We start from the raw sequence: 20,490 nt of genomic DNA on the forward strand, positions 1-20,490 counted from the left end.
GATGGGAATCTGGATCGACACCGATATGGGTTTCGACGACATTCTGGCGATTCTGATCGTCAGCCAGTCGGAGCTAGAGATCGACGGCGTCTCGCTCGTCTTCGGCAATGCGCCCTTGGAGGTCATCAAGGACAATGCCGCCCGGGCGGCAAAGGCTTTCGACTGGCACTTTCCGATTCATTGCGGGCGCAAGCTGTCGACCTTGGGAAAGCTTGAAACGGCGCAGAATATCCTTGGCGAAAGCGGAATACCGACGACGGGCAGAGTGTTGCCACCGGCAACAGCGCTCCCTCACAGCAATGCTTTTCTTGCTCTGAGCCGGTGGCTGGAATCGAACCTAGATACCGATGAGACGCCACGCCGGATTCTTGCCCTCGGACCGCTGACCAATATCGCGGCGCTTGCATTGGCACGTCCGGATCTCGCGGCACGAATCGGCGAGCTGACGTGGATGGGTGGGGGCGTCACCAGTGGTAATCACACTCCATCTGCGGAGTTCAATGCCTTCGCAGACCCCGAAGCGCTTGCCATCGTGCTCGCCAGCGGCATTCCACTCCGGGTGGTCGATCTCGATATCTGCCGCAAGGTTCTAGTCGACCCGACCGCCGTTGAGCCCATACGCGCCGAAACCGGAAGGAATGCTGCCGTTCTCGCGGACATGTTGGAGGGTTTTATCAATATCGCCATCCAGCGCCGACGTCCGGCGATGGCGCTTTATGATCCGATCGCCGCCATTGCTTTCGCATTCCAGGATATTGTTCGCTTCAAGCCCGCACGCATCGAGGTGGAGCTTGGCGGATTTCATACTCGTGGACGGACCGTCGTCGATTCTCGTTACAATGCCGCGTTCAATGCGCATGTCGCCGACACGATCGATGTAGACAAAGCGCGTTCCCTGTCGCTGAACGCGCTCCGCATGGAGGCCGGACGATGAACTCTCGCAAGCAGGAGCCTGCGGACTTGAACGATCCCGCCCTACGTGACCGGGCCGTGGCCGCCGCACGAGGCGATGAACCCTTCGATGTGTTGATCACGGGCGGAACGCTTGTCGATATGGTGACGGGTGAGCTGCGCCTGGCAGATATCGGCCTTGTCGGTCCCTTGATCGCCAGCCTGCATGAGCCCGGCGCGCTCGCAAAAGCCACTGAGATCATCGACGCGACGGGAAGCTACATCACACCCGGGCTGATCGATACGCACATGCATATCGAAAGTTCGATGGTGACACCGAGCACCTATGCCGAAACGGTCCTGCCGCGCGGCGTGACGACCATCGTCTGGGATCCCCATGAGTTCGGCAATGTCAGCGGACTTTCGGGTGTCGGATGGGCCATTGAAGCCTCTCGCGACCTGCCGTTGCGAGTTATCACGCTCGCACCCTCGTGCGTTCCCTCAGCGCCTGGCCTGGAAATGGCCGGTGCCGATTTCGGTCCGAAGGAGCTGGAGAACTTACTCTCCTGGCCGGAAATCGGCGGCCTTGCCGAAGTCATGAACATGCGGGGCGTGATCGACCGCGATCCGCGCATGACTGGCATCGTTCAGGCAGGCCTTGTCTCCGGCAAGCTCGTCTGCGGTCACGCGCGCGGGCTGAGCGGCGCCGATTTGAATGCCTTCATGGCGGCAGGCGTGAGCTCCGATCACGAGTTGATCTCCGGGGAGGATCTGATCGCCAAGCTGCGCGCCGGTCTGACGATCGAGCTTCGGGGCTCGCACGACCATTTGCTGCCCGAATTCGTGGTGGCACTGGACGAACTTGGTCACTTGCCGCAAACCGTGACGCTTTGCACGGACGACGTCTTCCCCGATGATCTGCACGCAAGCGGCGGATTGGACGACGTCGTGCGCAGGCTCGTCCGCTATGGCATGCGCCCCGAATGGGCTTTGCGAGCGGCAACCCTGAACGCTGCGAGCCGGCTCGGACGCGCCGATCTCGGGCTGATTGCAGCGGGCCGGCGTGCGGATCTCGTGCTCTTCGACGATCTCATTGATTTCAAAGCCCGCCACGTCTTCGCCAGTGGCCGGCACATCGCCTCTGACGGTGCGATGAGGGTTACCCTGCCTCGTCTGGCTGCCGGCCCATTACGCGACACCATGAAGCTTCAACCGCTGGGTGAAGCGGATTTCATGATCCCTGCAAAGGGTAAGAAGGCACGCATCGCCACAATCGACCGGCCCCGTTTCACCCGTTGGGGCGAGATCGTCGCGGATATTCACGAAGGGTTTGTCATTCCACCGAACGACGCGACGCTGATCGCCGTAATCCACCGTCATGGCAGGGCCGATAGCCGCCCGCGTATCGGCCTCCTCACCGGCTGGGGCATGTGGAATGGAGCCTTCTGCACCACAGTCTCCCATGACAGCCACAACCTGACCGTCTTTGGCAGCAATCCGCGCGACATGTGCATTGCCGCGAATGCGGTCATCGCTGCGGGAGGCGGAATGGCTGTGGCGTCGGAAGAAAAGCTGGATGCGCTTCTGGAGCTGCCGCTTTGCGGCTTGGTGTCCGAAGCGGATATGACGGAAGTCGCCAATGGCTTCAGGAAGCTTCGCACAGCGGTTGACCGCATCGCCCCCTGGCAGCCGCCATATCTCGTGTTCAAAGCCTGTTTCGGCGCGACATTGGCCTGCAACGCCGGTCCCCATCAAACCGATCGCGGAATCGCGGACGTTGTGTCCAGCACGATCCTTGAAACGCCGGTTCTCGAGATCCTGGCCTAAGCCGAAAGTTCCTGCTCGACGAGCGTGGCCCAGAAGGCCACGCCTGTCGGAATGGCCTCGTCGTTGAAGTCATAAGCGGTGTTGTGGTGCAGCGCACCGTCAACGGCGGGTCCGTTCCCGAGCCATACATATGCACCCGGGACCGCGTCCCCGAAGAACGCGAAATCGTCCCCGGCGGTCGAGGGAGGAAATTCCGTCATGACCTTGGCACCGCAGACAGCTTGCGCTGCCTTGAGAGCACGTGCGGTTGCATCGGCATCATTGACCACCGGCGGGATGCGTCGGCGGAACTCGTAAAAGACGTCGATACCGAACATGGCGGCGACACCGCGCGCCAAGCGCTCGATCTCGACCTCGAGCTGATCGCGGACTTTCGCCGAATAGGCCCTGGCCGTTCCCCCGATCTCGACGATGTCTGGAATGACATTGAGCGCTTTCGGGTCACCTGCCTGCACGGAGCAGGCGCTGACGACAGCAGGTTGCAACGGATCGACCACACGTCCGACGATGGTCTGCAAGGCCGACAGGAAATGACCGCTCGCCGTGATCGGATCCTTACCCAGATGAGGCTTTGCTCCATGCGTGCCCGTGCCCTTGAAGGTCACGAACCAACTGTCGGATGAGGCGAGCTGCGGCCCGGCGACAACAGCCATCTCGTCCGTCGCCAAGCCCGGCATATTGTGCAGGCCGTAGACCGCATCGCAGGGAAAGAGATCAAAAAGGCCGTCCTCGACCATTTTCTTCGCGCCGCCGCGGCCTTCTTCCGCGGGCTGAAAGATGAAATGCACCTTGCCGGAGAAATTGCGTGTCCGCGCCAGATAGCGCGCGGCACCCAGGAGCAGCGTCGTGTGCCCATCGTGGCCACAGGCATGCATCTTTCCTGGAAACCTGGACTTGTAGGGCCGTTCCGCCATTTCAGGCATCGCAAGCGCATCCATATCCGCGCGCAACCCGATGGATCTGCTTCCGTTCCCAAGGTGCAATGTCCCGACGACGCCGGTTTTTCCGAGGCCGCGATGGACCTGAAGGCCCGCCTCTTCGAGCAGGGAAGCCACGATGTCGCTCGTACGCTCCTCTTCGAACCCCAATTCGGGATGCGCATGGATATCCCTGCGCAGATCTTGCAAAAATGAGACATCCGCGAGAATCGCGTTGGGGAGAGGCATAGGGTCGAATTTCCTGTCTGTGTCCATCATTTGGGATGGTCGAACTATCGTTCGCAAGTCATAAACTTAGAACGCATTTCACGAATTGTCAGTCCGCCGGGGCAGGCAATCGGCCGAAAGCCTTTCTTGAGAATCCGCCTTGCATGAAAGAGATCCTGTATGCGTCCCCATGATTTCTGGCAGGAAATCCACCCTTCCTTGACGTTCGAGCGCCGCCCCAATGCGGGACATCGCACATTCTTCCCGGCAGAGTTCGATGACGGGCGTCAGGTCTGCCTGCCGATCAGGGAACTGTCGGACGGGAAACATGCGCTTGCCTCGCTGATCATCAATCAGGCGAGCTTTTCGGTAGAGGAAGCGCTTTGTGCGGATCTGGCCGAGAAGGTCGCTTCATACGATCCGGAGGTGGTCGTGGGCTTGCCGACGCTCGGCCTCACGCTGGCGCGCGGTACGGCGAAGAAGCTCGGGCATAGCCGCTACGTTCCGCTCGGAACCTCACGCAAGTTCTGGTACCGAGAGGATTTTTCAGTCCCCTTAAGTTCCATCACGAGCCCGGGTCACATCAAGAATCTTTATGTCGATCCGCGCATGCTGCCCCTGCTCGAAAACAAGCGTGTTCTTCTCGTCGACGACGTGATCAGCAGCGGCACCTCCATCGTTGCGGCGCTTCGGCTCCTCGCGCTCTGTGGAATAACCCCGGTGGCCATCGGCGCGGCAATGCTGCAAACGGACAAGTGGCGTGGTAGGCTCACTGAGATGGATCCGCGATGGCCGGAACGTGTGATCGGCGTCCTGAAGACACCGCTGCTTCAACGCACGACGGAAGACGGCTGGGTCCCGGAGGCATGACCTGCCCAACATGATGGACACCTGTCCCGCCGCAGGCAACCGCTGAAAATATACCTCTGCAATCAAGGGAAGTCTGTCGAATTAAGCAGCCACCTTTCGGCGGCACCTTGCCGCCCCAACCTGCCTCCAAACCGATGGATGTGGATCACTTCACCGTGTTTTTTTCCGCTCAAGCTTCGCACGACGGGAACTGTCTTAAGTCAAGCGGCATATCAAGATCGGCCTGTAGACTTGCTGCGATGATGAATTGATCGCTCTACTTGGCCCATATCTTGGAGACTAGCGATGATGAGATCCGTTCTCCTTGCCGGCACCGCCGTTATTGCGGTGGCTATCGGCACCGCTCAAGAGGCACAGGCTCAACCGCGTTTTCATGGCGGCGGCTTTTCCCATGGCGGGGGCTTCTATCGAGGTGGAGGCTTCTATCGCGGCGGGTGGGGAGGCTGGCGCGGTGGATATTATGGCAATCGTGGTTGGGGATGGGGTAATGGTGGAGCGCTGGCTGCCGGACTGATCGGCGGTGCACTTCTCGGAGGCCTTACGGTCGCGGCAACGACGCCTGCCTATGGTTATCCCTATTACGGCTATGGCTACGACTACCCTTATTATGGTACCAGTTATTCCTATCCGTACTCCGGCTATGGCTATAATCCACCTTATGTGGCCTCTGCCTATCCCGCTTATACGTACCCGGCCTATGCCTACCCGCGTTACAGATATGCCTACCGCTACAGGTATCCCGTGGCGAGCTATTATCGTGGCGGATATTACCGGCCCTATGCTGCGTACGGAGTTCGCACCGTATACCGGGCCCGCCCCGTTTATCGAAATGTTGCGACTGTCGGCTCGGTCAGAACCGTCCGGCACGTAGCTCCCTACCGTCCGGCTCGCAGATATGTGCGTTGATCGTCATTCCCTGCGCCTTGAAGCCTCCCCGGAGATTCCGGGGAGGCTTTCTTCCACTTGGCGTGGTTATCGCGTTTAGTACACCAGTTCACGCTCCACGCTCGATGCAATCTCCAACAGCCTGCGGTCCTGACCGTGACGTGCAAGGAGCATGAAGCCGATCGGACGCGGCCAACCAGGAACGGGTATAGAGATGCCTGTGAGATCGAACTGATTGCCGAACGTGGTGTTGCGCAGGATCAGCGTGTCGGTCTGGTTGTAAAGGCTTTCATCTGCGACGAGAGGCGCCATGAATGGCGCCGAGATCGCCGTCGTCGGCAGGGCGAGGATGTCGATCGCCAAGAGCCTTGCATCCATGGCTGCGACCAGTTCATTGCGCCGACGAATCATCCGAATATAGGTAGGTGCCGAAATGCTCTGCCGCCTGGCAATCCATTTCTGCACGCGAGGATCGATCTTCTCTGCCTTCGCCTCGATCCAGTCCGCATGAATCTCGGCAGCCTCGACCGATGCGATCGATGTGCGTGAGGTCGCGTCCGCCATGCGATCCAGCAGATCCTCGATATCGTAATCCACGATCCGAGCGCCTGCCGTTGCAAGCCTGCCAAGGCTCGCCTCGAAGGCTTCACCGACCATCGATTCCATCTCCGTGAAGAGACGGCCTCGCGGCACACCGACCCGGAGACCTGCCAGCGGATAAGGAGACAGGGTCCGCGCTTCCTCCCCGGCCATGACGGCGTCCGTCGCTGCGCAATCGGCGACATTCCGTGCAAGGGGGCCGAGCGAGTCGAGAGTATATGACAGCGGGAAAGCTCCTTCGAGGGGGATGCGGCGCGCCGTCGGCTTGAAGCCCACCACGCCATTGAGCGCGGCGGGAATGCGCACGGATCCGCCCGTATCGCTGCCGATGGAAACTTCGCTCGTCCCCTCCGCTACGGACACGCCTGCCCCTGAGGACGACCCACCCGGAATGCGCTCCGGATCCGTTGCATTGCCCGGCGTGCCAAAATGGGGATTGAGCCCGATCCCGGAAAACGCGAACTCGACCATGTTCGTCTTTCCGAGGATCACGGCGCCTGCCTGTCTCAATCGCCGAACGACGACGGCGTCGCGTGTGGCGGGAGGATGGTCGCGCAGCACGACGGACCCGGCCGTGGTGGTTTCGCCGGCAACATCCAGCAGATCCTTGATCGAGACGATCGCCCCGTCGAGCGGGCCCAACGACACGCCATCCCGTTTCCGCGCATCCGCCGCATCGGCGGCGGATCTTGCGGCTTCTTGATAGACCCGAAGATAAACGCGTTCATCGTCGGTGCGCTTTACAAGCCGCGCCAGAATTTCTTCGAGCTTATCGCGAACGTTCGTCATGAGATTTTCCGGATGAGAGCGGCCGTTCTTCCTGCCTGGAACCGACCCCTGCTCCTTGGAACGGGGGTCCTCCCTTAAGTTACCGGAATCGATACGGGATCGAAAGGCCGTGCTCTATTCCGGCCATTTCATCAGCGCCTCGGCGCGCCTGTTGCGTCGGCGCTCAAGGGAGGTTGCGATGATCTCGTTCGATTGCCGCGCCTTCTCTAATTCGTCGACGAGGCGTTGTGCCACGATCGTCTCCTGGCCCGGATGCAGGTTGCAGGGATCCATATAGAAAAAGCCGTGCTCGGTCTCATGATCGCGCACGATGACCGGCATGGGGCCGGAGGCGAGAGCATCGGCCAGGTCCCAGGCGGTGATATGCGCGATGGCAGGTTCTACGACGACCTTGAGGCGATCGAGAGGATTGTTTGTCGGATCCGCCTCGATGATAGCCGTGACACCCGGCCTGCCAGAGAGCGTCTCATGCCATAATTTCAGATAGCCGGTCTCGCGTTCGCGAATGGCGGCATGGTCCCGCTTTTCCCAGGCCTCGAGCGCGGCGATCGTGCCGACCATGCCCTCCTTGCCGATCTTCATGCCCCGGCCGATCCCCATATTCTGCAGATAGGTCGCGCGGACGAGCTCGGTACGGCCAGCAACGATGCCACCTGTCGGCCCCCCCAGGAACTTGTGCGAGGAATACAGGGCGATGTCGGCGCCCGTGGCGAGAAAGCCCTTGAGATCGTATTCGGATGCCGCATCCACGATGACCGGGACGCCGCGGGCATGACAGACGGCGACGAACTCATCGAGCGGGATCATGCCATACTGAACCGTATGGTGCGAAACCACGTAAACGGCGGCCGCCGTCCTGTCGGTGATCGCACCATCGAGTTGATAGGCCCGCGCCGAGGTTGCCTGACCGACGGTCACGACCTTTGCGCCCGAGAGCCGAATGCCTTGCTCGACCGGAGCGCCATAGCTCACCATGTGGCCGCTCAGGATCAGGACTTCGTCCTTCAAGCCCTTCGTATCGGGAAGACGTTCGATGGCGGCCAGATCGGACCCGGTCATGGCACCCGCCACGGCCAAGGTGATGCCGGCGGAGCAGGACGCCGTCACGAAGCCCGCCTCCGTATCGCATAGCCGGGCGATGACCTGGCTCGCCTTCTTCTGAAGATCGTCGATCTCGACGAACTGGGAAAGCACGGCCGCAACCGCGGAGACGGCCTCCGGCACCACGATCGACGCTCCGAGCGACGTCATCGTGCCGGAAACGTTGATGATCGGGCGAAGGCCGAGATGTTGGCGAATGTCCTGCTGGTCCATGATGCATCCTTTGCGAGAGATTGAGCGATATCGGGTCGCTATTCCATTATTCGGGAAGTTATTTTATTGTGCGGCAAGCAGATGTTGACGACCCATGCCAGGAGATATGCCCGTGGACGCCAAGACACCGACCCGCCTGCATGCGCCGGTCAAGGCCAAGCAGACGAGAGGCGCTCGCGTCAGCGGAATCGACCGGGCGATCCAGATCCTCGACTATCTTCGTGAGAACGAATCTCCTGCCAGCGCCTATGCCGTCGCCAAGGCGGTCGGCGCTCCACTTTCGACGGTCTATGCGATCATCGACGACCTTGTCGAAAAGCATCTTCTGCAACGGAAGAACGACGGCACTCTCTGGCTTGGGCCACGCCTCTATCATTACGGCCTGGCTTACGCGCGGTCCCTCGACTTTTTGGACGTGGCGACGCACGAGATGCAGGAGCTCTGCCGGGAGGTCGAGGAGACCGTTCAGATCTGCGGTCGCGACGGCGATCATATGGTGGTGATGGCCATGGCCGACGGGCCCGGACATTTCCGCGTGATCTCGCGGGTCGGAACGCGTGTGCCCTTGAACTGGACGGCATCGGGCCGGCTTCTCGTCGGCCATTTGCCCAATCCCGAGCGCTTGGCGCTGTTCCAGAAGGCCGCGCGCGTCTCGCCCACGGGGCATGCGGAGATCAATGCGGAAGCCCTGTCCGATGCCTCGGCGGCCACGCTCAGGGAGCGCCTGTCGGTTCAGATCAGCGAGTCCGATTTTTCCGTGGCCTGCGTCGCTTCTCCAATCTGCGATCCCTCGGGAGCCTGTGTCGCGACGATGTCGATCGTGCTGCCGGAGCACAAGGTGCTCCAGGCTCAGAAGCGCTATGCCAATGCCGTGAGATCGGCGGCGGAGCGGGTCGAGACGGTTCTGGGCTGGCGCTGACATCGAGCCTCAATCCTCGACGGCAACGACGGCTTCGATCTCAACGGTGATGTTGTTCGGCAGCGAGCCGAAGCCGACGGCCGAGCGAGCATGCCTGCCTTCCTCGCCAAACACGGCGACCATCAGATCGGAGCACCCGTTGATGACCTTGGGATGGTCGCCGAAATCGGGCGATGCGTTGACCATGCCGAGCAGCTTCACGACCCGCTTCACCCGGTTCAGATCGCCTAGGGCGCTGTGCATGACGGCGATCAGGTTGATTCCCGTCAACCTCGCATGCCGATAGGCATCCTCGATGCTCACATCGGCGCCTACTTTGCCGCTATGAAGAAACCCATCCGCTTCCTGTGGCCCCTGGCCGGAGAGGAAGAGCAGGTTTCCTTCGCGGACATGGGTCACGAAGTTGGCGATGGGCGACGGCGCCTCGGGCAGGGCGATGCCGAGATGTTTCAGCCGCGTATAGGGATCTTCACGGCCGGTGTTCTGAACTTGGCTCACAGCCTTTTTCCTTGAGAGATGACGTCTGGATCGTCTCGCCTGATGCAGGCGACATGGTGTCCCGCAGCGACGGAATCGAGCGGAGGCACGACTTCCGCGCAGGCGGGAATGGCGTAAGGACAACGGGTGCGGAACACGCAGCCGGAGGGCGGGTTCATCGGGCTCGGAATGTCCCCTTGCAGAATGATGCGCTGGCGGTGCGCTTTCGGATTCGGAACCGGCGCCGCGGACAGGAGAGCCTGCGTATAGGGATGGCGCGGCGTGGCGTAGATGTTGCGGCTCGGCCCCTTCTCCATCACGCGGCCGAGATACATCACCACGACCTCGTCGCAGAGATACTCCACCACGGAGAGATCGTGCGCGATGAACAGCATCGTCAGCCCGAAACTCTGCTGCAGATCCTGGATGAGGTTCAGGACCTGGGCCTGCACGGAAACATCGAGCGCCGAGACAGGCTCGTCGGCAACGATGAATTCCGGCTCGACGGCCAGGGCGCGCGCGATGCCGATGCGCTGGCGCTGGCCGCCCGAGAATTCGTGCGGATAGCGCCTCGCATGCTCCGGATCGAGGCCGACGCGGGTCAGCAATTCGGCGATGCGCTCGCGCCGCGCCAGTCCCCTGGCAAGGCCATGGGTATCGATGGCCTCGCCGATGATTTCACTCACGCGCATGCGCGGATTGAGGCTCGAATAGGGATCCTGGAAGACGATCTGCATCCGGCGGCGATAGGACCTCATATCCCGGTCGGACAGGGTCGTCAGATCCTTGCCGTCGAACAGGATGCGGCCGGCGCTAGGTTCGATCAGGCGGAGCGTGCAGCGGCCGGCCGTCGTCTTGCCGGAACCCGACTCGCCGACGAGACCGACGATGGTGCCGCGTTTCACATCGAAAGTGACCCCGTCGACCGCTTTCACGGTGCCGCTCCTGGCCGGAAAATGCTTGCTCAGGTTCTCGACACGAAGAAGAATATCGAAGGCTGTCATAGATCTCCATGCCTCCAGCAGCGGCTGAGATGATCGGGCTCGGCGGCGAGCAGCGGCGGATCCTCCTCGCAACGCTCGATCCTGAGCGGGCAGCGCGGCGCGAAACTGCAGCCTTTCGGCAGGGCAAGGACGCTCGGCACATTGCCGGGGATCGGTTTGAGACGCAGCCGCTCACCCGCCGGCCCCCTGTCCCGCGATGCGTCGGGAATGCAGGCGAGAAGGCCGAGCGAGTAGGGATGCTTCTGACGCTCGAAAAGACGCTCGGAAGGCGCCTTCTCGACAACGCGCCCGGCATACATCACCACGACCTCATGGGCGATCTCGGCAACGACGCCGAGATTGTGCGTGACGAACAGAATGCTCATGCCGATTTCGGCCTGGAGCCGCCGCAGCAGATCCAGGATCTGCGCCTGGATGGTGACGTCGAGAGCCGTGGTCGGCTCATCCGCGATAAGCAGGTTCGGATTACACGAGAGGGCAAGGGCGATCATCGCCCGCTGCCGCATGCCGCCGGACATCTGGTGCGGATAATCGTCCAGGCGTCTTTCCGCCGCCGGAATCTCGACCAGCTCCAGCATGCGCCTCGCACGCTTGCGGGCTTCCGCCCTGGATAGTGGCTCATGCAGCTCGATCATTTCGATGATCTGGTCGCCGACCGTAAAGAGCGGATTGAGGCTCGTCATGGGCTCCTGGAAGATCATTGCGATCTCCCGCCCGCGGATCCGCCGCATGGCCCGCTCGGACAGCTTTGCGATGTCGAGCACGCGGCCATCGCTCGCACGATAAAGAATCTCTCCGCCGACGATGCGCCCAGGCGGCGACAGAAGCCGCATGATCGACAGGCTCGTGACGGATTTGCCGGAGCCGGACTCGCCGACGACGGCCACCGTCTCGCCGCGCTTCACATCGAAACTGACATCGTCGACCGACTTGGCCACGCGGCTTCCCAGTTCGAAATGGGTGCGCAGGCGATCGACGCGCAGGACGGTATCGGCGGGGAGTTCGCTCATCGCGCTCCGACCCATCCGCAATGCGGGCAGCTGGAGCCCTTGAGCGAGTATTTATGCTTAGGCTCATAGCGGCTGGCCTTGACGGCCCGTGCGCCCAGGATCGTCCAATCCGGCACGATCAGGCGGTCGAGATGTGCCTCGTCCCCCATCGAGTCGCGGATCTTGAGATCGCTGCTCTCCACGTTGAAGACCGTGAACTCGGCTTTCGTTCCGGGTGAGAGCAGATTCCGGGTCGGCAGGCCGATGACGGACATGGGCGCCAGGGTCGACGCCTCGATGACGGCCTCGAACGGCATTCCGACGGCGAGGAGCTTCGACATGGTCGTGCCCATGTCCCAGACCGGACTGTCGAGGGAGCGGTTGTGCAGGTCCGTAGAGATCGAGAAAGGCAGAAGCCCGCGTGCGATGGCGGCCTGCGCCACACGGAAGGAGAAGGATGCGCCGCCATGCCCGACATCAAGGCGGACACCTTCCTTGGCGCAATGTTCCGCGAGCTGGAAGAGGTCCTCATCCTCCATGATGCTGCCGCCCGCCTTGCCGTTGAAGCAATGCGTGATGACGTCTCCGGGACCGAGGATCTCCAGCACCTCGTCATAAAGCGGAGGCGGCTCGCCTACATGCACCATGAGGGGGAGCTTGAGGATCTTGGCGACCTTCTTGGCGATCTTGACCGGGGTAATGCCCCAGGATCCTAGGATCACATGGCTTGCCCGCACCTTGATGCCGACGATCACATCGCGGTTGGCCTCGACGCAGGCAATCGTGCGGTCGAGATCAATCGACCGGATGTCGATCAGCTCGCTCACGCGGTTGCAGGCGACGAGTCCGATGGAGCCGATATTGAGAAAGGCTTTGATCCTTTCCCGAGCGGGCTCGATGATGAATTCGCGAAATCCGTGGAAATTGGCTTCGCCTGCGGAGCCGGCATCCACGATCGTCGTGACGCCGCGCTCGACGCCGCAGAGTTCCGGCCGGATGGAGATATCCGTGCCGCCATGCCAGACATGGGCGTGCAGATCGACCCAGCCCGGCGAGACATAGGCGCCCCCGCCATCGACACGCTGGCATCCTTCCGGAGCGGACAATGCCGGCCCGACGGATTGGATCGCTCCGTCTTCGCCGATCAGGATATCGACCAGCTCCTGCGGCGTTCCCGGCCCGAAGCCGACGGGCTTCACGCGGGTGAGCAGCAGGCCGCCGGAAAGTTCTGCGGAAGCAGTCATAGGCTCAAAGATCCTTTCTAAAACGTGGATCGAGGAGATCCCTCAATCCGTCGCCGACCATCTGCAGCGACAGGACGGCGAGAATGATCGCGACACCGGGAAAGAGGGTCATCCAGTCGGCCCGCCCGACATATTGGCGGCCGGCGGCGATCATCGTTCCCCAGGTCGGGACCTCGGGGCTGACGCCAAGTCCGAGGAAGGACAAACCTGCCTCGGCCAGCATCGCATAGGCGAAGATGAACGTGCCCTGCACCAGGATCGGAGAGACGAGATTGCGCAGGACATGCCGGGTCATAATGCGCCAGATGGATACGCCAAGCGCCCGCGCCGCCTCCACATAGGGCAATTCGCGGATGACGAGCGTCGAGGCACGCACGATGCGCGCGAGGCGAGGCGTATAGACGATGCCGAGGGCCACGATGACGGTCGCAAGCGAAGGCCCGAGCGCGGCGACCAGAGCGATGGCGAGGAGAATATCCGGAAACGCCATCATCGCATCGATGATGCGAGCAGTCGGCGTATCGAGTCGCCGGAAGAAACCGGCGACGAGGCCGAGCGCGATTCCGAAGACCGACGCGAAGCAGACAACCGACACGCCCACGAGAAGCGAAAGACGTCCCGCATAGATTGTCCGGCTGAAGACATCGCGGCCGAACTCGTCCGTGCCGAACCAATATGTGGCGCTCGGCGGCTTCAGGCGGTTCACGACGGAAAGTTTGCCTGGCGCATATGGTGCCAGCAGCGGGGCAAGGATTGCAACGAGCGCGATGACGGCAAGGATTGCAATTCCCAACAGAACCGTCTTGCGACGGATGAGTAGGGAGAAGAAATTCGCCTGTTCGGGGATGGATGCTGCGGCTGCCATCAGTAGCGCACTCTCGGATCGACGACGAGATAGAGCATGTCGATCAGGAAATTGATGAGGACATAGAGCGCCGCGATGATGAGAAGCGCTCCTTGAATGACAGGGTAATCCCGTCGTAGGACCGCGGAGACCACGAGACTGCCGACACCGGGAAGCCCGAACACGGTCTCGGTCACGACAGCGCCCGAGACGAGAAGCGCCGCCGTCAGGCCGAGCACGGTCAGGACAGGAATGAGGGCATTCTTGAAAGCATGCTTCATAATCACCCGGAACTCGCCCATTCCTTTCGAGCGTGCCGTGCGAACATAATCGTCATTCAGCACATCGAGCATGCTGGCGCGTGTAAAGCGCAGGATCAGCGCCGAGGAAACGATGCCGAGGGCAAACGCGGGCAGAACGAGGTGCGACAGCCGGGTCGCGAGGCTGGCGCCGGGACCGCCGTACCCCGAAACGGGAAAGAGGCCGAACCGGACCGCGAAGAATTGAATGAGCAGCAGGCCGAGCCAGAAACTTGGAACGGAGGCAGCAAACATCGCGAGCGTCGTCGCTGTCTGGTCGAAAAGCGAGCCGCGCCTGTAGGCGGAGAAAATCCCGATCGGAATCGCGATGACAGCGGCAATGAGAATCGAGAACAGGGTCAGAAAGAAGGTCGGTTCCGCACGCTCGGCGATGGCGGATAGAACGGGCCGGTTGAGAAAGATCGATTCACCCAGGTCCCCCTGGACCAGCTGGGCCAGGAAGAAAGCGTATTGAATCAGAAGAGGCCGATCGAGGCCCAACCGCACCCGGAGGGTCGCGATATCCTGCGGCGTCGCATCGGGACCCAGCATGACGGCGGCGGGATCGCCCGGTGCGATGCGCACGATGATGAACACGATCGTCACGACCACGAACATCACCGCGAGCATGCCGAGCAGACGTTGAAGGACGTAGCGGCCCATACCTGTTTCTTTGTTGGCGATGGATAGAGCGGGAGGCGTCCTTCCGACGCCTCCCGCAATGGTTCAGGCGTTATTTCTTGATCGAGACGTTCCAGAAATACGGCCACGGAGCCGGCACGACGCCTTCAAGCTTGGGCGCCTGCGCGGCAAGGGCATTGAAGTCGCCGATCTTGATGCTCGGCGTTTCGTCGTACATGACCTTCTGCACATTCGCCCAGAGTGCGACGCGCTTCTGCGGGTCGCTTTCCGTATTGAAGGCATCGACCGCCTCCTTGCGCGCCGGGGTCGACCACCAGCCGGGAGAACTCTCCGACAGCTGGCCGATCAGGGCTGGCTCCGGCAAGAAGGGGCTGTGCGTGATGTAGATGTCCCACAGCGCCGCGTCGGCACGGCGTTGGGTGAGCGTCGCCCAGTCCACCACCTGCATGTCGACCTTGAATCCGGCCTGCTTCAGATACTCGGCGGCCACCTGCGCCATCTTGTAGTGGAACTCGTATTGGCGGCTCGTGAGGATCCGCACCGGCGAACCATCGTAGCTGGCCTTCTTGAGCAGGGCCTTCGCCTTATCGGCGTCGGCGACATTGTATTTGCCCTCGGTCCCTGCCTTCGTGTGCCAGACATAGCCCTCGGGATACATGGCTGCGTCCAGGTTGTAGAAATCAGTGCTGCCGAAGGCGGCGGCGAGCATGTCTTCCATGTTCAGCGCCATGCGCACGGCCATGCGCGAATCCACATTGGCCATCACGCCTTGTTTCGTGTTCATGACGAAAACCGGCCAGCCAAAAGGCTTCAGCACCACGGGTTTCGTCGCCTGCTGCCCCTTCAGCCTGTCGTAAGCTTCCACCGGCAGGGCATCGACGTAATCGAACTGGCCCGAGACGGCGCCTTCAACACGGGTATTCGGATCGGGAACCGGAACGAAACGAATTTCGTCGAGGATCGGCTTGCGTGCGCCGCCATAGCCGTCCGCTGCCCCATCGCGCGGCTTGTATCCGGGATAGCGCACGAGCTGGATATATTGATCGGGCTTGCGATCCTTCAGCATGTAGGGGCCGGTTCCGACCGGCTCCTTGAGCGGGTTCTCCATCTTCTTCGCTGGCATGATGACGGCGGCCGAATTGTTGAAGGCCAGGAGCGCCAGCAATGGCGCATAAGGCGCCTTGAGCGTGATGCGGACAGTCGCCGGGTCGACCATCTCAATCTTCTCGATGTTGCCGGCGGTCTGCTTGCCGCGGGAGGCGACATCCATCCAGCGCTTGAGGGAGGCCAAGACATCATCGGCCGTCATCGGCGAACCGTCATGGAAGGTCACGTCGCGACGCAGCTTGATCGTGTAGACTTTTCCACCTTCCGTGATCTCCGGCATACTCTCCGCCAGAAGCGGCGTCACCTTCCAGTTCTTGTCGAAGGTGAAGAGCGTTTCGAAAAAGTGCTGGGTCACGATGCCGACGAGATCGGCCGTGGACACCATCGGGTCCATCGTCGGCGGCTCGCCGACCGTCGCGACATTGATGACGCCGCCGGACGTCTGGGCGAGGACTGGACTGGAGATTGGATTCATGCCGAGCACCAAGAGGCCCGGCAGCAGGACACGACTGATTAGTTTCACGGCTTCCCCTCCTTATTCCATATTTACGTTATATGGACCCCAATTACGTCATAGTGGGATAGATCGAAAGGCTCGTCAATCATGCTTGAGGGGAGGATGCGGACAGCCGGCCCCTCCCCGGCGCTCGGGCATCAGGGTTGATGGGAAAGATCGAAAAGAGAGCCCTGAACCCGATGCATCGCAAATCGGGCGAAACGGAGTATGCGGCGGACGCCGCGCGATGGACGGCCTCAGCGCCGGGCGACGCTGTCCCGGATCACGAGTTCCGTCTTGAGGCGAATGCGGTCGGGTGTCTCCCGGTTCTGCAGGAGAGCGATGAGCGCGGCGGCACCGGCTTGGCCAAGCTCGCGGCGGGGCTGGCGGATCGTCGTCAGGGACGGTTCGGCCACGGCCGCGAAATCGATATCATCGAAACCGGCAACGGAAACGTCCTGCGGCACGCGGATGCCTGCCGAGAGCAGCGTGCGCATGAGGCCGATAGCCATCTCGTCGCTGGTGCAGAACACTGCCGTCGGACGGTTCCTCCGTCGGACGATCTCTTCACCGGCATGGACACCGGATTCGATCGTGTAATCGCCCGCAAAAAACAGGTCGGGATCGTACTCGGCCCCCGATCTCCCCAAGCCATCGCGATAACCGCGAAAGCGCTCCCGCTCCAGGACGTTCCCGGACGGGCCGCTCACATAGGCGATGCTGTGGTGACCGAGCGAGACGAGATGCTGGGTCATCCGGCACGCCGCGGCGCGGTTGTCGATCTCGATCTGCGGAATATCCGCATTGGGGATTGCTTCGCAAAGGGCAACCACCGGAATGTCGATCTTGGCCGCCTCTCCCTCGCCCTCGCGACTCTGGCCGAACAGATGGCCGTTGAGGAGAATCGCTCCATCGACGCGCCCGGCGGCAGTGAAGGCCGCGAAATGCGCCTCCTTTTCCGGCGACCCATCGAGATCGCCGATGATCATGCCGTAACCCGCCTCGAACAGGGTTTCCTCGATTCCGCGCAGGATCTTGGAGAAAAAGGTATTGGCGAGGTCCGGCAATACGACCAGGACCATGCCGGTTTTCTGCGAACGCAGGGACCGGGCGGCGGGGTTGGGGACATAACCGGTCTTGGCAATGGCCTCGAGCACGCGGGCACGCGTTTCGGGCGACACCTGTTGGGGCGTGGCCAGCGCTCGGCTCACCGTCGCCGTCGAAACATCGGCGAGCTTGGCGACGTCCTGGATCCGCACGGCGCGGCCTGATGCGCGCCGGCGTCCCAAGCGGTTTTTGTGCCCAGCCTCATCCATGTTTCAAGTCTCTCTCGGAGTCCGATCGCGCCTCGCCGACGGGATCATGCTCTTGCGCCCTGTTTGACAGAAGGCACCATTGCGGTAAAGTTTATGTAATCGTTTACATCGAGGTGTTGTCAAACTTTCCGGCTCGCCTAGATCATCAAGAAGTCCCGGAAGAGGACATCTGAAAATCTGGAGGAAACCCATGCCCGCTCACATCCCGTCCAGCTGATCCTTCATCGGCGCGCAAGTGCCGGAAGACCGTCCCCGAACCCCTCGGCGGCGGGCCGATGCCGTTCACCACGGTCCGGAGCAGCTCATGGCTTCTGTTCTTCGTGCAGAGAACATCTCGAAATCCTTCGGACCCATCGAGGTTCTGAACGACGTTTCGCTCGACTTGAAGGCGGGCGAAGTGCATGCCGTCATCGGTGAGAACGGCGCGGGCAAATCCACCCTCATGCGGATCCTGTCGGGTCACCTGCCGCCGACCCGGGGGACGCTCTTTCTCAACGATCAGCCTGTCCGGTTTTCCAGCCCCGTCGAGGCCGAAGGCCGGGGCATCGTTCTCGTGCATCAGGAGATCCTGCTCGCCGAAGACCTCACGGTCGCGCAGAACGTGTTCCTCGGCCGGGAACTCCGCCGGTTCGGTTTCGTCGACGACACAGCCATGCGCGAAAGGACACGCGCGATCCTCGCAGAACTCGGCACCGCCATCGATCCGGACCGGGAGGTCAGGCGCCTGTCCATCGCCGACAGGCAGCTCGTCCAGATCGCGCGGGCGCTTCTCGTGCCACATCGGGTAGTCGCCTTCGACGAGCCGACCGCCGTGCTGACGCCTGTCGAGGCCGAAAGCCTTTTTGCCATCATCCGGCGGTTGCGAGAACAGGGCGCCGCCATTCTTTACATCTCCCATCGCCTCAACGAGGTAAAGGCGATTGCGGATCGCGTCACCGTTCTGCGCGACGGCAGACTCGTCGCAACCCGCGGCATCGAAGGGCTCGAGCCGCTCGAGATGGCCCGTCTCATGGTCGGCCGCGACATGTCGAAGCTTTATCCGGACAAGCCTGCCACCGCATCAGACGAGACCATCCTGACCGTTCGCGACTTCACGGTGCCGGGTCATGCGGAGCATGTGTCGTTCGACCTGCGGCGCGGCGAGATCCTTGGTTTCGGCGGCCTCATCGGCGCAGGGCGCACGGAATTGTTTGAAGGCCTTGTCGGCCTGCGCCCGGGCCAGGGCACGACCACCCTCGGCGGCCGCCCGATTCATTTCAAGGATGCGCGGGAGGCCATGGCCGCCGGCATCGTCTATCTGTCGGAAGACCGGAAGGGCAAAGGCCTCCTGCTGCAGCAGAACCTGCGCGTGAACCTGACTCTTGCTTCGCTGGAGAAGTTCGGGCGCGGTTCGTTCATTGACGTTCAGGCCGAAGACCGGGCTCTCGATACGGCGATCCATGATTTCGACATTCGCGCCCGCCGCCGCGACATGCTGGCGGGCCAGCTTTCCGGCGGCAACCAGCAGAAGCTGCTGCTCGCCAAGATGATGCTGGCGGAACCCCGCATCGTCATCATCGACGAGCCGACCCGAGGCGTCGACATCGGCACCAAGGAACAGATCTACCGCTTTATCGCCTCCCTTGCCGAAAAGGGGTGCTCCGTCATCGTCATCTCCTCCGAAATGCAGGAGCTGATCGGCCTCTGCCACCGGGTTCTGGTGATGCGGAACGGGCGCATCGCCGGCGAGGTCGGCGCCGCCGATCTATCGGAGGATTCAATCGTATTTCTCGCCACCGGCATTCATGAGGAAAGGGCGGCGGAAATCGCCGCAGGCCATGCATGACCGAAACCGTTCTTCGCAGCGCTCCCGAACGGCGCAAGTTCGCCATCGACATGCGCGCTCTCTCTCCCTTCATCGCACTCATCGTGCTCGTGATCGCAGGCGCGCTCATCAATCCCGACTTTCTCACCGCATCGAACCTGCTCAACGTGGTGACCCGTTCGGCCTTCATCGCCATCATCGCGGTGGGCGCGACCTTCGTGATCGCCGGCGGCGGCCTCGATCTTTCGGTCGGTTCCATGGCGGCCCTCGTCGCCGGCATCATGATCCTGACGCTGAACCGCCTCGGCGCTGCTGATATGGGCGCGCTCGCGGTCGGGATGGGCGCGGCGCTGGCGCTCGGGGCGGCCTGCGGCCTGGCCAACGGCCTTATCGTCACTTTTGGGCGCATCGAGCCGTTCATCGTCACGCTCGGCACCATGGGCATATTCCGATCCCTGGTGATCTGGCTCGCGGCGGGCGGCACCATCACCTTGCGCAATTCCGAACTGCGCGAACTCTACCGGCCGGTCTATTTCGGCAGTGTTCTGGGGATTCCGGTGCCGATCCTGGTGTTCCTGGCGGTCGCTGCCGTCGGCGCACTGATCCTCTACAAAACGTCATTCGGACGCCATGTGGTCGCCATCGGCTCCAACGAGGACGTGGCGCGTTATTCCGGCGTGCCGATCTGGCGCGTGCGCACACTCACCTATGTCATCCAGGGCATCTGCGTCGGAATTGCGGTGCTAGTCTATGTGCCGCGCCTCGGCTCGGCGACGCCGACCACCGGCCTGCTCTGGGAGCTTCAGGCAATCACCGCCGTGGTCGTCGGCGGCACGGCCCTGAGAGGCGGCATCGGCCGTATCTGGGGCACGATCGCCGGCGCCGTCATTCTCGAACTCGTCGCCAACATCATGGTGCTGTCGAACTTCGTCTCCGAGTTTCTCGTGGGCGCGGTGCAGGGCGCCATCATCATTATCGCCATGCTCGTACAGCGCAGCCTTCAGCGCGGGCGATGACGCCGGTGCGAG

18 protein-coding genes are annotated in these 20,490 nt (G+C 62.0%); 7 read left to right on the top strand and 11 right to left on the bottom strand.

From position 1 onward, the window contains the following. Position 1 precedes the first annotated feature (1 nt). On the top strand, positions 2-934 hold the full coding sequence (locus tag AB4Y97_RS00265; protein ID WP_441997393.1) for a nucleoside hydrolase: 933 nt from the start codon (positions 2-4) through the stop codon (positions 932-934). Next, on the top strand, positions 931-2,718 hold the full coding sequence (locus AB4Y97_RS00270; protein WP_441996985.1) for an adenine deaminase: 1,788 nt from the start codon (positions 931-933) through the stop codon (positions 2,716-2,718). Before AB4Y97_RS00265 ends, AB4Y97_RS00270 begins: the two co-directional genes overlap by 4 nt. On the opposite strand, the gene AB4Y97_RS00275 is transcribed toward AB4Y97_RS00270, so the two are convergent. Next, positions 2,715-3,884: a M20 aminoacylase family protein gene (locus AB4Y97_RS00275; protein WP_441996986.1), complete on the bottom strand. Its 1,170-nt coding sequence runs from the start codon at positions 3,882-3,884 to the stop codon at positions 2,715-2,717. The genes AB4Y97_RS00270 and AB4Y97_RS00275 overlap by 4 nt on opposite strands. A gap of 159 nt (positions 3,885-4,043) precedes the next feature. Here AB4Y97_RS00275 and AB4Y97_RS00280 point away from each other — a divergent pair, with 159 nt between their 5' ends. Next, positions 4,044-4,733, top strand: a complete 690-nt coding sequence (locus AB4Y97_RS00280; protein WP_441996987.1) for a phosphoribosyltransferase — start codon at positions 4,044-4,046, stop codon at positions 4,731-4,733. A 285-nt stretch (positions 4,734-5,018) separates the two neighbouring features. After that, positions 5,019-5,639 (top strand): hypothetical protein, encoded by a 621-nt coding sequence (locus AB4Y97_RS00285; protein WP_441996988.1) that lies wholly within the window; start codon positions 5,019-5,021, stop codon positions 5,637-5,639. Between the two features lie 75 nt (positions 5,640-5,714). Here the strand turns inward: AB4Y97_RS00285 and AB4Y97_RS00290 are convergent, their stop codons facing one another. Both AB4Y97_RS00290 and AB4Y97_RS00295 read right to left on the bottom strand, forming a co-directional pair. Further along, positions 5,715-7,007, bottom strand: a complete 1,293-nt coding sequence (locus tag AB4Y97_RS00290; RefSeq protein ID WP_441996989.1) for an amidase — start codon at positions 7,005-7,007, stop codon at positions 5,715-5,717. Positions 7,008-7,121: 114 nt separating this feature from the next. Beyond that, positions 7,122-8,321, bottom strand: a complete 1,200-nt coding sequence (locus tag AB4Y97_RS00295) for an aminotransferase class V-fold PLP-dependent enzyme (protein ID WP_441996990.1) — start codon at positions 8,319-8,321, stop codon at positions 7,122-7,124. 112 nt (positions 8,322-8,433) lie between these two features. Between AB4Y97_RS00295 and AB4Y97_RS00300 the strand changes: the two genes are divergently transcribed. Beyond that, positions 8,434-9,240 carry an IclR family transcriptional regulator gene (locus AB4Y97_RS00300; RefSeq protein WP_441996991.1) on the top strand — a complete coding sequence of 269 codons (807 nt, stop codon included), beginning with the start codon at positions 8,434-8,436 and terminating at the stop codon, positions 9,238-9,240. Between the two features lie 9 nt (positions 9,241-9,249). Here the strand turns inward: AB4Y97_RS00300 and AB4Y97_RS00305 are convergent, their stop codons facing one another. The 8 genes from AB4Y97_RS00305 to AB4Y97_RS00340 all read right to left on the bottom strand — a co-directional run bounded on the left by AB4Y97_RS00305 (position 9,250) and on the right by AB4Y97_RS00340 (position 17,658). Continuing rightward, positions 9,250-9,738: a RidA family protein gene (locus AB4Y97_RS00305; RefSeq protein WP_441996992.1), complete on the bottom strand. Its 489-nt coding sequence runs from the start codon at positions 9,736-9,738 to the stop codon at positions 9,250-9,252. Then, positions 9,735-10,721: an ABC transporter ATP-binding protein gene (locus AB4Y97_RS00310; RefSeq protein WP_441996993.1), complete on the bottom strand. Its 987-nt coding sequence runs from the start codon at positions 10,719-10,721 to the stop codon at positions 9,735-9,737. The genes AB4Y97_RS00305 and AB4Y97_RS00310 overlap by 4 nt, the downstream gene beginning before the upstream one ends. Then, positions 10,718-11,731, bottom strand: coding sequence for an ABC transporter ATP-binding protein (locus AB4Y97_RS00315; RefSeq protein WP_441996994.1), 1,014 nt, complete (start codon positions 11,729-11,731; stop codon positions 10,718-10,720). The genes AB4Y97_RS00310 and AB4Y97_RS00315 overlap by 4 nt, the downstream gene beginning before the upstream one ends. After that, on the bottom strand, positions 11,728-12,954 hold the full coding sequence (locus tag AB4Y97_RS00320) for an amidohydrolase/deacetylase family metallohydrolase (protein WP_441996995.1): 1,227 nt from the start codon (positions 12,952-12,954) through the stop codon (positions 11,728-11,730). Before AB4Y97_RS00320 ends, AB4Y97_RS00315 begins: the two co-directional genes overlap by 4 nt. A gap of 4 nt (positions 12,955-12,958) precedes the next feature. Continuing rightward, positions 12,959-13,819, bottom strand: a complete 861-nt coding sequence (locus AB4Y97_RS00325; RefSeq protein WP_441996996.1) for an ABC transporter permease — start codon at positions 13,817-13,819, stop codon at positions 12,959-12,961. Next, the gene (locus tag AB4Y97_RS00330) at positions 13,819-14,760 is read right to left on the bottom strand and encodes an ABC transporter permease (protein ID WP_441996997.1); all 942 of its coding nucleotides are present in this window, start codon (positions 14,758-14,760) and stop codon (positions 13,819-13,821) included. Before AB4Y97_RS00330 ends, AB4Y97_RS00325 begins: the two co-directional genes overlap by 1 nt. 70 nt (positions 14,761-14,830) lie before the next feature. After that, on the bottom strand, positions 14,831-16,321 hold the full coding sequence (locus AB4Y97_RS00335) for an ABC transporter substrate-binding protein (RefSeq protein ID WP_441997394.1): 1,491 nt from the start codon (positions 16,319-16,321) through the stop codon (positions 14,831-14,833). A gap of 278 nt (positions 16,322-16,599) precedes the next feature. Next, positions 16,600-17,658: a LacI family DNA-binding transcriptional regulator gene (locus AB4Y97_RS00340; RefSeq protein ID WP_441996998.1), complete on the bottom strand. Its 1,059-nt coding sequence runs from the start codon at positions 17,656-17,658 to the stop codon at positions 16,600-16,602. A gap of 304 nt (positions 17,659-17,962) precedes the next feature. On the opposite strand from AB4Y97_RS00340, the gene AB4Y97_RS00345 reads away from it, so the two are divergent. Together AB4Y97_RS00345 and AB4Y97_RS00350 are read left to right on the top strand one after the other, a co-directional pair. Continuing rightward, positions 17,963-19,483, top strand: a complete 1,521-nt coding sequence (locus AB4Y97_RS00345; protein ID WP_441996999.1) for a sugar ABC transporter ATP-binding protein — start codon at positions 17,963-17,965, stop codon at positions 19,481-19,483. Then, the gene (locus tag AB4Y97_RS00350) at positions 19,480-20,478 is read left to right on the top strand and encodes an ABC transporter permease (protein ID WP_441997000.1); all 999 of its coding nucleotides are present in this window, start codon (positions 19,480-19,482) and stop codon (positions 20,476-20,478) included. Before AB4Y97_RS00345 ends, AB4Y97_RS00350 begins: the two co-directional genes overlap by 4 nt. Positions 20,479-20,490: the final 12 nt, after the last annotated feature.

The sequence above is a fragment of the Microvirga sp. 2TAF3 genome (assembly GCF_052114965.1).
Classification (GTDB): domain Bacteria; phylum Pseudomonadota; class Alphaproteobacteria; order Rhizobiales; family Beijerinckiaceae; genus Microvirga.